General features: G+C 73.2%; 9 protein-coding genes. 4 read left to right on the top strand and 5 right to left on the bottom strand.

Features of this window, described 5'->3' with window-relative positions; translation table 11 throughout:
• Positions 1-52: 52 nt before the first annotated feature.
• The 4 genes from AB0C22_RS09180 to AB0C22_RS09165 all read right to left on the bottom strand — a co-directional run bounded on the left by AB0C22_RS09180 (position 53) and on the right by AB0C22_RS09165 (position 7222).
• On the bottom strand, positions 53-535 hold the full coding sequence (locus tag AB0C22_RS09180) for an SgcJ/EcaC family oxidoreductase (protein WP_219462682.1): 483 nt from the start codon (positions 533-535) through the stop codon (positions 53-55).
• Positions 536-661: 126 nt separating this feature from the next.
• Positions 662-1117 (bottom strand): SgcJ/EcaC family oxidoreductase, encoded by a 456-nt coding sequence (locus AB0C22_RS09175; RefSeq protein ID WP_219462693.1) that lies wholly within the window; start codon positions 1115-1117, stop codon positions 662-664.
• Between the two features lie 31 nt (positions 1118-1148).
• On the bottom strand, positions 1149-1631 hold the full coding sequence (locus tag AB0C22_RS09170) for an SgcJ/EcaC family oxidoreductase (RefSeq protein WP_219462701.1): 483 nt from the start codon (positions 1629-1631) through the stop codon (positions 1149-1151).
• 227 nt (positions 1632-1858) lie between these two features.
• On the bottom strand, positions 1859-7222 hold the full coding sequence (locus AB0C22_RS09165; protein WP_357534387.1) for a type I polyketide synthase: 5364 nt from the start codon (positions 7220-7222) through the stop codon (positions 1859-1861).
• Positions 7223-7589: 367 nt separating this feature from the next.
• On the opposite strand from AB0C22_RS09165, the gene AB0C22_RS09160 reads away from it, so the two are divergent.
• Positions 7590-9257, top strand: a complete 1668-nt coding sequence (locus AB0C22_RS09160; protein WP_357534385.1) for an AMP-binding protein — start codon at positions 7590-7592, stop codon at positions 9255-9257.
• A 66-nt stretch (positions 9258-9323) separates the two neighbouring features.
• On the opposite strand, the gene AB0C22_RS09155 is transcribed toward AB0C22_RS09160, so the two are convergent.
• Entirely contained in the window at positions 9324-9770 is a 447-nt protein-coding gene (locus AB0C22_RS09155) for an SCP2 sterol-binding domain-containing protein (protein WP_208566655.1), read from the bottom strand.
• Between the two features lie 365 nt (positions 9771-10135).
• Between AB0C22_RS09155 and AB0C22_RS09150 the strand changes: the two genes are divergently transcribed.
• From AB0C22_RS09150 to AB0C22_RS09140, 3 genes are all read left to right on the top strand, one after another.
• Entirely contained in the window at positions 10136-11425 is a 1290-nt protein-coding gene (locus AB0C22_RS09150; protein ID WP_219462705.1) for a nucleotide disphospho-sugar-binding domain-containing protein, read from the top strand.
• Positions 11422-12264: an alpha/beta hydrolase gene (locus AB0C22_RS09145; RefSeq protein WP_219462707.1), complete on the top strand. Its 843-nt coding sequence runs from the start codon at positions 11422-11424 to the stop codon at positions 12262-12264. The genes AB0C22_RS09150 and AB0C22_RS09145 overlap by 4 nt, the downstream gene beginning before the upstream one ends.
• Positions 12265-12376: 112 nt before the next feature.
• Complete coding sequence (locus AB0C22_RS09140) at positions 12377-13618, top strand: cytochrome P450 (RefSeq protein WP_208566658.1); 1242 nt, start codon at positions 12377-12379, stop codon at positions 13616-13618.
• Positions 13619-13623: the final 5 nt, after the last annotated feature.

Raw genomic sequence — 13623 nt, 5'->3', positions numbered from 1 at the left:
CGTCGTCACCACGACCGCGGCGGTCGGGCGGTCGTCGTCGACCGCGTCGGCGTCAGCCCCTGATCGGGCTGCTCTGGTGCGAGACCAGCCGGAGCTGGCCGTCGGGTTGGCGCAGCATCACCCAGGTGGCCCGGATGAAGTTCTCCGGCGCGATGTCGTCCTGGCCGGCCATGATGATGCCGCCCTCGGTCACCACCAGAGCGACGTCGTCGGTGAGGAAGCTGACCTCGACCGGCCAACCCTTCACCCGGGCGCCTCGCAGCGGCCCGGCGAAACCCCGGGACATGTACGCCCGGATCTCCTCCCGGCTGGTGAGCTGCTCGTCGCGCATCAGCAGGCTGCCGTTGTCGGTGAACACGTCGGCGAACATGTCGGCGTCGTTGGCCGCCCAGGCCGCCTGGATGCGCATGGCCACCGTCAACGCCGCCCGCTCGTCGGCGTCGGTGTACCCCCGGTAGTAGGACGGGTCCTCGGGGACACCTGCGGCGGCCAGCAGCGCCGAGGCGTCTCCCCAGGGTGCCATGGTCGTGGTCATCGGTTCCTCTTCTCCTCTCGTCGTCCAGGGCCGGGCCGACCCCTCGTCGTCCCGGCCCTGGACGGCCCGCTGGTCACCCGGCGCGCACCGGGGCGCTCGTCGCCCCCGGCGCTGGCCGGGACCGGTTCAGCCGGTGATCGGGCTGCTCTGGTAGGAGGCGATCCGCCAGTCGCCGTCCTGCTTGACGACGACCCACATGATGCGGACGTTGTCGCCCGGGGCGAGGGCGGCGGCGTCGGCGTAGACGACCCCGCCGACGCTGACCGCCAGCGCCATCGACTCCGAGACGACCTGGATCTCGCTGAACTCCAGGGTCAACCGGGAGCCCTTGTACGGGCCGGCGAACAGCTCGCCGAGGTAGGACCGGATCTCGTCGCGGCTCATCAGCTGGTTGTCGCCGACCAGCATGCTGCCGTTGTCGATGAAGAGGGAGGCGAAGCCCTCGGCGTCGTTGGCGTCCCACGCCGCCCGGCAGCGCAGCGGCGCGGTCAGCACCGCCCCTTCCACCCCGTTGGGGAAGTCGCCGTAGTACGAGGCCCACTGCTTGGCGCCGGCCACGAGCGATGCGCCCTCGGTGCTCATGCTGTCTCCTCCTGTCCGAGTGGGTGACCGGTCACCAGCGCAGCGTCGCGCCGGCGCCGCGCGGGCTGTTCTGGTAGCCGGCGAGCTGCCACTGGCCGTCGCGCTTGACGACGACCCAGGTGGAACGCACGGCCAGCTCCTCCGCGATGTCCGTCTGGCCGGCGGCGAGGATGCCACCGTGGGTACGGATCAGGGCGGCGTCGTCGGCGATGATCCGCACGTCGACCGGGCGGCCGGTGACCCCGGTGCCCTTGAACGGCCCGGCGTACGCGGCGGCCATGAACGAGCGGATCTCGTCGCGGCCCTTCTTGAACACGTCACCCGGCAGGATCATCACGCCGTCCTCGGTGAACGCATTCGCCACCCCGGCGGCGTCGTTGCGGGACCAGGCCTGCACCAGGCGCAACGGAACGGTGAGGACCTCCTTTTCCTGGTCGCTGGTGAACGACCCGTAATACGCGTCGAGTGCCTTTTCTCCGTCAATGGCCGGAGCCACCTGGGTACCAGTGGACATCGTGGTCGCTTCCTCTCCTGGGACTACTGCGGACAGTGGACACATTCACCCCCGAACGGTCCGTCCGTCCCCCCTATCCTCCGGCGGTCCGACACCGCTGACATCTCCGCGATTGCGATGTCGGAGACCGTTTCCGAGAAATCGTTTCCGGGGGCGGACGAGAAATAGCCGTACCCCGGCCGGTGGGTGCACCGGCCGGGGTACGGCGGGATCGCCGCAGGTGGGGGTCAGCCCACCCGCAACGCGGCCGGGTCGTCGGCCGGGTCGTCGTCGGTGGGCTCCGCGGGGCGCAGACTGTCGACGATGTGGTCGGCCAGGGCGGCGATGGTCGGCTTGTTCCACAGGATGTTCGGCGGCAGCTCCAGGCCGTACCGGCCCTGGAGCCGCACCCGCAGCGCCACCGTCATCACCGAGTCCACGCCCAGCTCGACCAGCGGCCGGCGCAGCTCCAGGTCCTCGGCGGCCAGGCTCAGCTCGGCGGCGGCCTGCTCCCGCACGTCGGCGGTGACCAGTTCCCGCAGCTCCTGCTCCGGGGTGTCGACCCAGTCGACGCTGAACGCCTGACCGGTGCCGCCCTCGGTGGTCGACCTGGTCGCGGTCAGCTCCCGCAGCATCGGCAGCCGGGGGGCGTTGGTGGTGGGCGCCAGCACCCGCAGGATCGCGTGGTACGGGCTGTGGAAACGGTCGGCGAAGGCCCAGGCCCGGAACGCCTCGGTCACCGAGATCGCGTCCAGGCCACGGGAGTTGGCCTCCAGCATGGTCGACGAGATCGACTCGGACATGCCGACCCCGCGCCAGGACGTCCAGCCGAGGCTGGTCGTCTCGGTGTGACCGTCGGCGTGCCGGTGCGCCGCTAGGGCGTCCAGGAACGAGTTGGCCGCCGCGTAGGTGGTCTGCCCGGTCAGCCGGGTGAACTGCCCGCAGGACGAGAACATTACGAAGAAGTCCAGCGTGCCCGGGGGGAAGAGCCGGTGCAGCACCATCGCCCCGTTCACCTTGGGCCCGAGGACGTCGTGCAGCCCCTCCCGGTCGACCTTGTCCACCATCGCGTCGCGTACCACGCCGGCGGCGTGCACGATGCCGCGTACCGCCGGCATGCCGTGCGAGGCCGGGTCGAGCGCCGCCGCGACCTCCACCGGGTCGGTGATGTCCAACGCCAGGGTCCGGACGGTCACCCCGAGCGCCTCCAGTTCGAGCACCCCGTCGATCTGCCGACGGGTCCGCACGTCGTGGTCGCCGTCCCAGTCGGCGCGCGGCGGCAGGCCACGGCGGCCGGCGAGCAGGATCCGCCGGGCCCCCCGGTCGGCCAGCCACCGGGCCACCATCAGGCCGAGTGCCCCGAGGCCACCGGTGATCAGGTAGGTGTCGGTCGGCCGGCACTGCAACGCGGTGCCGTCGGCGGGCCGCTCGACCTGCCCGAGCCGCTGCACCGCCACCTCACCACCGGTGACCGAGACGACGTCCTCGTCGCCGGTGAGCCGGCGCAGCACCGTCGCGAGGGTCTCGGCGGGGACGTCGGCGTCGTCGGCGAGGTCGACGACCCCACCCCACAGGTCCGGGTGTTCCCCGGCGATGATCCGGGCGATGCCCCACAGCGGGGCGTGGGCCAGCGACCGCTCCGCCACCGCCTGCCGCACGCCCCGGGTCAGGCACCAGAGCCGGGGCTGGGCGGCGGCCGGGTCGCCCCCGGCCGCCTGGGCCTCGATCAGTGCCTGCGCGCTGTGGATCAGCTCCCAGCCGCACCGTTCGGCGGCCTGCTCGGCCGACTCGCCGGCGTCGCCGGCACCCGGTGCGACCAGGACCGCGTCACGCGGGGTGAGACCGACCGTGGCCAGCTCGTCCGGGCCGTCCACCCGCACGGTACGCAGCCCGGTGCCGGCCAGCGCCCCGGCCAGGTCACCGGCGGCGGCGTCACCGCCGACCACGACCACCCGGGACAGCTCGGTGCTGCTGCCGTCGACGGTGAGGTCCAGCGACCGCCAGACCACCTCGTGCACCAGCTCGCGGGGGGCGGCCACCGCGCTGTCGGTGTCCGAGATGGCGGAGAACCGCAGGCCGCGCACCTGGCAGACCACTTCGCCGTGCTCGTTCGCCACCTGCACGTCCACCGTGTCCTGCGGCGACCTGGGCGACCGCACCGAGTGGACGGTGATGTGCGCCGGTGGTTCCCCCGTGAAGACGACCGACTCGATGTGCGAGGACATCCACTGGTGCCTGGCGTACTCCGGGGTGACCAGCACCGCGCTGATGGTCAGCGCGCCGTCGATGACGTGCGCCCAACTGGTGGCCGCCTGCGCCGGGGGCGGCACGATGACGATGTCGGCGAGTTGCTCCTCGTCGTTGCGGCGCAGCTCCACGACGTCCCAGGGGAACGCGTAGCCGCCGACGCCCATCCGGCGGAACATCTCGTCGACCCGCTGCCAGGACCACTCCTGCGGGCACCGGGCCCGCACCTCGTCGACGTCGACCCGGCCGTCGACCAGTTCGGTGCTCCAGTCGATGGTCGCCGTCGAGTGGGTGATCCACTCGTATTCCTCGTCGTCGACGACGGGGGCACCGTCCTGCGGGGCGACCCGGGTGGCCAGCCGGGCGGTGTTCTCCGACAGGACGATCTGCACCACCCGGGGCGGCGCGACGGCCAGCGGGGTACGCAGCACGATGTCGGCCAGCGCGGGCAGCCGGCCGTCCTCCGCGGCGGCCAGGGCGAAGCTGTTGATCAGGACGGCGGCCGGGGTGATCTCGACGTCGACCACCTCGTGGTCGAGCGGGTAGGGCCGCGACGACATGTCCAGGTAGGTCTGCCACACCTGCCGGGGCGGGGCGCCGGAGACCGTCATCCGGCCGCCGAGCAGGCTGTGCCGCTCCGGGTCGTGCCCCCCGCCGGGACCGGACTCGGCCCGGGCCTCCGGGAAGATCCAGTACGGCCGGTGCTGCCAGGCCACCGAGGGCATCGGCAGCAACGAACCGGTCGGGTGCAGCCGCTCCCAGTCCACCGCCGCGCCCGCGCAGTGCAGCCGGGCCAGGCCGGCCAGCAGGGCACGTTCCTCGTCGGTGTCGCGGCGCAGGCTGTGCACGACGGTGGCGTCCTCGACGCCGAGGTGGGCGAGGGTCTCCCCGATGGAGTGGGTGACCACCGGGTGGGTGGAGACCTCCAGGAAGACCCGGTGCCCGTCGGCGACCGCCGCCGTCACCGCGTCGGTGAAGCGCACCGGCTCACGCAGGTTCGCCACCCAGTACGCGCCGTCACGCGGCGCGGTCGACCGGGGGTCGGTCAACGCGGTGCTGTAGAGGGGGGTGCGGGGCGTTCCGGGCCGCAGCGCACCGGCCGCCGCGGCGACCTCGGCCACCGCGGCGTCGACGTGCGGGCTGTGGAAGGCGATGTCGGTGTCGACCCGCCACACCGCCACCCCCTCCTCGCGCCAACGCGTCACGATCTGCTCGACGGTCTCCCGGTCCCCGGACAGCACGGTGGAGGTGGGGCTGGCCGAGATGGCGGCGACCACGCCGACCGAACCGGCGAGCCGCTGCCGGGCCTCGTCGAAGCCGAGCCCGACCATGGCCATCCCGCCCTGGCCCTGGAGGCGTTCCAGGGCGCGCGCCCGCTGGCAGGCGAACCGGGCGGCAGCCAGCACGTCCAGGCTGCCGGCGACGGCGGCGGCGGCGATCTCCCCCACCGAGTGCCCGATCACGGCGGCCGGGGTGAGCCCCCGGGACCGCCAGGTCTGCGCCAGGGCGACCTGGGTGGCGAAGGTCAACGCCTGCACCTCGACGCCGTTCCACGGGCCGCCGGCGGTGAGCGCCTCGCGGGGCGTCCAGCCGAGTTCCTCGCGGAACACCTCGGCCAGCGCGTCGACGGCGGCGGCGAAGACCGGCTCGTCGCGCAGCAACTGCCGGCCCATGCCCGCCCACTGCGCGCCGTGGCCGGAGAAGACCCAGACCACCGGGGCCGGATCGGCCACCGTCCGACCCCGGGCGACCTGCGGGGTCGTGCGGCCGTCGGCCACCTCCCGCAGCCGCTCGACGAGTTCCCCGGGTGAGGCGGCCAGCACGGCGGCCCGCTGCGGCAGGTGCGAGCGGCGCTGCGCCAGGGTGTGCCCCACCGACGGCAGGGACGCCCCCGGGTGCTCCACCAGCCAGTCGGCGGTGCGGCTGGCCAGCGCCGCCACCCCGGCCTCGGACATCGCCGAGAGCGGGTACACCGACGGCCGGGCCCCGGCGACGACCTCGGTCGAGGCGGTACCGGCCTGCGCCGGGTCGGCCGTGGCCCCGGTCGAGGCGGCCACGGCGGGCGGCGCCTCCTGGAGGATGACGTGCGAGATGGACCCGCCGACGCCGTAGCTGGACACGCCGGCCCGGCGCGGGCTGTCGCCGGCCGGCCACGGGGACCGCTCGCCGATCAGCCGCAGCCCGGAGGCGGCCCAGTCGAAGTCCGGGTTCGGCTCGCGGTGCAGGCTCGGCGGGATCTCGGCGTGCCGCAACGCCAGCACCGCCTTGATCACACCGGCGATGCCCGAGCCCGCCTCGACGTGACCGATGTTGGGTTTCACCGAACCGATCAGGCAGGGCTCGTCGGCGGGCCGTCCGGCGCCGAAGACGGCGGCCAACGCTTTGGCCTCCTCCCGGTCGCCGACCGGGGTGCCGGTGCCGTGCGCCTCGACGTAGTGCACCGTCTCCGGGGCGATGCCGGCACGCTCGTAGGCCACCCGGAGCATGTGCTCCTGGGCGGAGCCGTTGGGCGCCATCATCCCGTCGGAGCGGCCGTCCTGGAACACCCCGCTGCCGGGGATCAGCGCGAGCACCTCGTCGCCGTCACGGCGGGCGTCGGACAGCCGCTTGAGCACCACCACGCCGGCGCCCTCGCCCCGGCCGTAGCCGTCGGCGTCGGCGGCGAACGCCTTGCTGCGCCCGTCCGGGGCGGTCGCCCCGGCCGCGTCCAGGGCGACGAACAGGGTCGGGCTGGCCATGATGTTGACCCCGCCGACGACGGCCAGCGGGATCTCCCCCTCGCGCAGGCTCTGGCAGGCCAGGTGCAGCGCGGTGAGGGAACCGGCACAGGCGGTGTCGACCGCCATGCTGGGGCCCCGCAGGTCGAGGAAGTACGAGATGCGGTTGGCGATGCCGTAGTAGGTGGTGCCGTTGACCGCCCATGCCCCGGTCCGCGGAATGTCCTCCAGCAGGCGGCGGCCGTAGTCGTTGGAATTGGCCGCCACGAAGACACCGGCGTCCGAACCGCGCAGCGACAACGGCGGCACACCCGCGTTGCCCAGCGCCTCCCAGGCCAACTCCAACACGATCCGCTGCTGCGGGTCGAGGAAGTCCGCCTCCCGGGGAGAGATGCCGAAGAAGTCCGCGTCGAATCCCTCGATGTCGTCGAGGAATGAGCCCAGTCGGGTCGTCTTCCGCAGGATCGCGGTGGCCTGGGGGCTGGTCGAGGCGTACGGTTCCCACCGCTTGTCGGGCATGGCGCTCACGGCATGTCGACCACCGATGAGAAATGCCCAGAACTTCTCCAACGAGTCAAGGTCAGGGGCGAACCGGCAGCTCATACCGACAATGGCCACTGCCTCAGAAAATTCCCCATCCTGGCTCACGTCCAGGCTCCTCTCCACATCGCCGACCGCACCCGGAACACAGCCGGATGCGGTGGTCGCTGTCCTTCGGAAATGTCGCGGTGACGGTCAGGTCCGGACGCTGACCTCAACTGCGGAACATCCTGTTCCCCCACCGATCACAGGGGCACCTTCCTGAGTGCGATCGTCGGCGGCCGACGGCGGCCACCGGCACCCGCCGTGACCTCCGTTAATGCCCGGCGGCGCAATAGCGCAATGCGGGAGAAGGAACTCGGCGGTGCGCCTCCGTACGGTTTCCCCGCGAGTTCGACACGCGAATTCCTCGGTCGCGCCGCGCGGGCCCCGACGCCGGTGCGCCGCGTCGACCCACCGGATCGGGAGGACCCACATGTCCGCAGAAGCGACCCGACCTACCCTCGACGGGACCGTGCCGTGGCCACCGGAGCTGGTGGCGCGGTACACCGAGCGGGGGTACTGGACTCACCGTTCGCTGGGGGCGCAGCTGTACGCCGCCGCCGACGCCGACCCCACCGCGACGTGCCTGGTCGACGGCCCGGTACGGCTCACCTTCGCCGAGCTGACCGCCCGCGCGGACGGGGCCGCCACCCGCCTGCGGGAGCTGGGGATACGCCCCGACGACCGGGTGGTGGTGCAGCTGCCCAACTGCTGGGAGTTCGTCGTGCTGACGGTGGCCTGCTTCCGGCTGGGCGCGGTCCCGGTGATGGCGCTGCCGGCGCACCGTCGGCAGGAGATCGCCGCGATCGTGGCGTTGACGGGGGCGCGGGCGCTGGTCGTACCGGACGTGTTGAAGGACTTCGACCACCAGGCGTTGGCGCACGAGGTGGCCGCCGACGCCCCGACCCTGCGGCACGTGCTGGTGGCCGGGGCGGAGGTCCGCGCGGACGGTGTCGACCTGCGGCGGCTGTGCCGGCCGGCGGACGACCCGGCGGCGGCCCGGTCGGCGCTCGACGCCGCCGCTCCCGCCGGCTCGGCGGTCGCCCTGTTCCTGCTCTCCGGCGGCACCACCGGGGTGCCGAAGCTGATCGCCCGGACCCACGACGACTACGGGTACATGATGCGCCGGGCGGCCGAGCTGTCCGACGTGGACGCGTCGACGGTCTACCTGGCGGTGCTGCCGCTGGCGCACGGTTATCCGATGGCCGGGCCGGGTCTGCTGGGCACGTTGCTGGCCGGTGGCCGGGTGGTGATCCTGCCGTCGCCCGCACCGGAGCGCGCGTTCGAGACGGTGCAGCGGGAGCGGGTCACCTTCACCTCGCTGGTGCCGGCCGCCGTGCAACGCTGGCTGGAGTACCGGGAGAAGGACCCCGACCGGGACCTCGGTTCGCTGCGCCGGGTGCAGGTCGCCGGCTCCCGGCTGGCCGACCAGGTGGCCCAGCGGGTCACCCCGGTCCTGGGCTGCGCGTTGCAGCAGGTGTACGGGATGGCGGAGGGGCTGCTCTGCCTGACCCGCCCGGCCGACCCGCCGGACGTGGTGTGCCACACCCAGGGCCGCCCGATCTGCCCGGACGACGAGTTGCGGCTGGTCGACGAGGACGGTCGGCCGGTGCCGCCGGGCGAGGCGGGGGTGCTGTTGACCCGGGGGCCGTACACGCCGCGCGGCTACTACCGGTCGCCGGAGCTGACCGCGCGGGCCTTCGTCGACGGCTGGTACAACACCGGCGACATCGTGCGGCTGCGGCCGGACGGGAACCTGGTCATCGAGGGGCGGGACAAGGACCTGATCAACCGGGGTGGGGAGAAGATCTCCGCCGAGGAGGTGGAGAACTTCGCCTACCAGCTCGACGCGGTGAGCCTGGCCGCCGCGGTCGCCATGCCGGACGCCGAGCTGGGTGAGCGGGTCTGCCTCTACGTGGTGCCGCAACCGGGCCGGGCGGTGGCCCTGGAGGACGTAAGGGCGGTGATGCAGCGGGCCGGGGTGGCCGCGTTCAAGCTGCCGGAGCGGCTGGTGACCGTCGACGAGCTGCCGTTCACGGCGGTGGGCAAGGTGAACAAGAAGCAGCTGCGGGCGGACATCAGCCGCCGGTTGGCCGGCTGATCCGGGCCGGCGACGGGGACACGGCGGCGGGGGCGCACCGGGTGCGCCCCCGCCGCCGCGTCCGGGTCAGGGTTTCGGGATGTCGAACAGGGTGGGGATGCGCATGGCCAGTCCCCGGTCGCCCTTGGCCTTCATCCGGCCCAGCACGAACATGGTGACCGGGTTGGCGCTGCTGCTGACCAGCTTGAGGAAGTCGATGTCGCTGAGGGTCAGGGTGAGCCGGGGCTCCCGGTCCGGCCGCTCCGACAGCACACACTCGCCGCCGGCGATCACCATCTCGTAGGTGTCCACCGTGCCCTCGCGCCGGTCGCCGACGCTCCAGTGCAGGACGGCCTCGGTGTTGCCGGCCCGGTCGGCCCGGAACAGGGTGGGCATCCGGACGAAGATGCCGTCGAGGATGGTGCGGCGGTGCGGGCCGCCCATCACCCGGCGCAGTTCGTCGACGGGGGTGGCGGTGACCAGTCGGGCGAAGTCTCGGGGTTCCATCAGGGCAGGGTCGGCGTCGGCGAACATGGGGGTCCCTTTCGTCGTACGGGCAGGGAAGGCCGTGCCGGCAGCTGGCCGGGCGGTCGCGCGCGGCGCGAGCACGACGGCGGCCGGCGGTGCCGCCGCCGTGCGGGGCACCCGACCGGTGGGCGGCCGGTGCTGGGGTGGCGCCGCCTGTCCGTCGAGTATGGAGAGGTCGGCGGCGGGTTCCTACTTCGACGATGCCCGGTGCCCGACGGGGAAAGGGCATGTATGGAGATGTCCGGGGGCGACCGGGCCGAGATCATGGTGGGGAGGAGGTCGACGGGGGGCGCAGCAGCATGTCCGCGTGCCGGTCGTGTCCCGGCCGCCGCGCCTGCCGAGCCAGGCCACACCGAGCTGAGGGAGACCGGATGAGAGTGCTCTTCGTGCCGCACGCCAACAAGGCGCACCTGCACATCATGACGCCGTTGGCGTGGGCGCTGCGCACGGCCGGACACGACGTCCGCGTCGCCAGTCAGCCCGAGATCGCCGACGCCATCATCGCGGCCGGGTTCGTCCCGGTCGAGGTGGGTCGGACGCGCACGGAGATGCCGGCGTTCTACCCCGGGGTACGCCCCGGCGAGGCGCCTGCGGTGGTGATGGCGCCCGGTGAACGCCAGGAGATGCCGTTGCAGCAGGACTTCCCCCGGGACAACCCGTTGGAGAAGCTGTCCCGCGCGTCCTGGGGTTTCGCGTTGTTCTCCACCGACGAGATGATCGCCGACCTGGTCGCGCTGATCGGCTCGTGGCGGCCCGACCTGGTGGTCTGGGACTCCATGGTGTACGCCGCGCCGGCCGCGGCCACCGTGTGCGGGGTGCCGCACGCCCGGATGATGATGGGCCCGGACGGGATCACCCAGCTGCGCCGGGCCGCCCGGGACGAGGGCGATCCGCTGCGTGACTGGCTGGACCGGGTGTTGACCGGCTACGGCACCCGGTTCGACGAGGACGTCGCCGTCGGGCACTTCACCATCGACCCGATGCCGCCGTGGCAGTACCAGCCCGACGGGCTGCACCTGGTGCCGGTGCGGCACATCGCGGTGAACCCGCCGGCCCGGATCCCCGACTGGTTGCGGGAGCCGCAGCAGCGGCCCCGAATCTGCCTCACCCTCGGCGAGTCGCACCGCAACGGGCGCGGCACCGAGGCTCCCGCCGCCGATCTGCTGGACGCGGTGAGCGGGTTGGACGCCGAGGTGATCGCCACCTTCAACGCCAAGCAGCTCGCCACCATCCCGAAGCTGCCGGACAACGTCCGGGTGGTCGACTTCGTGCCGCTGGCCATGCTGCTGCCGAGCTGCGCGGCGATCGTGCACCACGGCGGGGCGGGCACCTTTGCCACCGCCATCGAGCAGGCCGTCCCGCAGTTGATCATTCCGGGGACGCACTGGGGCTTCCAGTGGTGGGGGCCGCTGGCCCACGCCAACGGCCTGCAACAGCAGGGGGCCGGCCGGTTCGTCGCCGACGCCGACCACCTCACCTCCGAGGCCCTCGCCGAGGATCTGGCCCGGGTGCTCAAGGACCCGTCGTTCAAGGCGAACGCCGAACGGCTGCGGACCCAGGTGGCCGGCCTGCCCACCCCGAACGACCTGGTCCCGGCGCTGCACCGGCTGGTCGACCAGTACCGCGACGTGGCCGCCGCACGGGCCGGGCGGCCGGCATGACCACACCGCTGCGGTTGACCACCGACGCCGGCACCTTCGACGCGCTGACCGCCGGCCCCGCCGACGGCCGGGGCGTGCTGCTGCTGCACGGCTTCCCCGAGGGGGCCGTCGAGTGGGAGCACCAACTCGCCGCGCTGGGCGCCGCCGGTCACCACGCCGTCGCACCGGACCAGCGCGGCTACTCCCCCGGGGTACGCCCCGACGACGTCGACGCGTACCGGATGGACGCCCTGGTCACCGACGTCGTCGCGGTCGCCGGGCAGCTCGGCTGGGACCGGTTCGACCTGGTCGGGCACGACTGGGGGGCGGCGATCGGTTGGGCGGTGGCCGATCGGCACCCGGAGCTGCTGCGCACCTTCACCGCGGTGTCGGTGCCGCATCCCCGGCCGTTCGCCGACGCGCTGGCCGCCGATCCCGACCAGCAGAGCCGCTCGGCGTACCTGGCGATGTTCCGGCAGCCGGGGCAGGCCGAGGGGATGCTGCTGGCCGACGACGCGGCGTTGCTGCGCCGGATGCTGGGCGCGGCGGTGGGGCCGGCGAAGCTGGCGACCTACCTGGACCGGTTGACCGCGCCGGGCGCGCTGACCGCCGCGCTGAACTGGTACCGGGCGACCCGGCCGGAGGACGTCGAGGCCGGACCGGTCGACGTGCCGACGCTCTATGTCTGGGGCAGTGCCGACATCGGTGTCGGGCCGGTCGCCGCGCACGGCACCGCCGCCTGGGTGAAGGGCCCGTACGAGTTCCTCGCCCTGGACGGGGTGTCGCACTGGGTGCCCGAGGAGGCCCCCGACCGGCTCTCCGCGGCCCTGCTCGCCCATCTCGCCCGGCATCCGGGATGAGCCGGCCCGCGCCGCCGCGGCGCGTCCCGGGTCGCCACCGGGTACGCCGTCGGCTCCGCGTGCCGGGTCGCCACCGTCCGGGCCCACCGACGCACACCGCGAAAGGACCGTGATGACCGTCAACAGCACATACGCCGCCGATGCGGCGTCCACCGGGGAGGCACCCGACTTCCCGATGCCCCGGACCTGCCCGTTCGCCCCTGCCCCCGAGTACGTCGGGCTGCGCGCCGAGGCGCCGGTCAGCCGGGTCCGGGTGCCGGACGGGCAACTCGCCTGGCTGGTCACCCGCTACGCCGACGTCCGCCGGCTGCTGACCGACCCCCGGGTGAGCGCCAACCGGTTCCACCCCAACCTGCCGCTGACCGAGCCGGTGACCCCGCAGACCCGGCGCAACATCGCCGCGGTCGGCCGCTCGCTGATCGGGCTCGACCAGCCGGAGCACGGTCCGCAGCGGCGGATGCTGATCGGTGACTTCACGCTGCGCCGGGCGCAGGAGATGCGTCCGCACATCCAACGCACCGTCGACGAGTGCATCGACGCGATCCTGGCCGGGCCGAAACCGGTGGACCTGGTCGCCGCGTTGGCGCTGCCGGTCCCCGCCTCGATGATCACCAAACTGCTCGGCATGCCGTACGAGGACCGCGACCTGATCGTGCGCAGCGCCGACGCGCAGCTGCGCCGGACGGTCTCCGCCGAGCAGCGCCAGCAGACCAGCAGCGAGCTGCGGGCCTACGTCGACCGCCTGGTGACCGCCAAGGAGGCGGAACCGACCGACGACCTGCTCGGTCGGCTGGTGGTGCAGAACCGGCAGACCCCGCTGTTCGACCACGACATGCTCGTCGGGTTGGCGATGTTGCTGCTGGTCGCCGGCTTCGAGACCACCGCCAGCATGATCTCCCTGGGGGTGGCCGGGTTGTTGGAGAACCCCGACCAGCTCGCCGTGGTCACCGGTGATCCGGCGGCGATGGGCCTGGCGGTGGAGGAGCTGCTGCGCTACTTCACCGTCGTGGACGCGCTGCCCCGGGTGGCCACCGCCGACATCGAGGTCGGCGGGGTGACCGTCCGGGCCGGCGACGGGCTGCTGCTGTCGTTCGCCTCCGCGAACTGGGACACCGACGTCTTCCCCGACGCGGAGGTGTTGGACGTCCACCGGGGCGCCCGGCACCACATGGCCTTCGGCTACGGCATCCACCAGTGCATCGGGCAGAACCTGGCCCGCGCCGAGCTGGAGATCGTCTTCCGTTCCCTGTTCACCCGGATCCCCGGGTTGCGGTTGGCCGAGGAGCTCGACGGCCTGCCGTTCCGCAAGGAGTCGAACATCTACGGCCTCGACCGGCTGCCGGTGACCTGGTGAGGGGG

Origin of the sequence: Micromonospora sp. NPDC048894 (assembly GCF_040649765.1) — a bacterium.
Lineage (GTDB): Bacteria > Actinomycetota > Actinomycetes > Mycobacteriales > Micromonosporaceae > Micromonospora > Micromonospora antibiotica.
The sequence above is the reverse complement of the archived record's forward strand: the minus strand, read 5'-3'. Positions and strand labels throughout refer to the sequence as shown.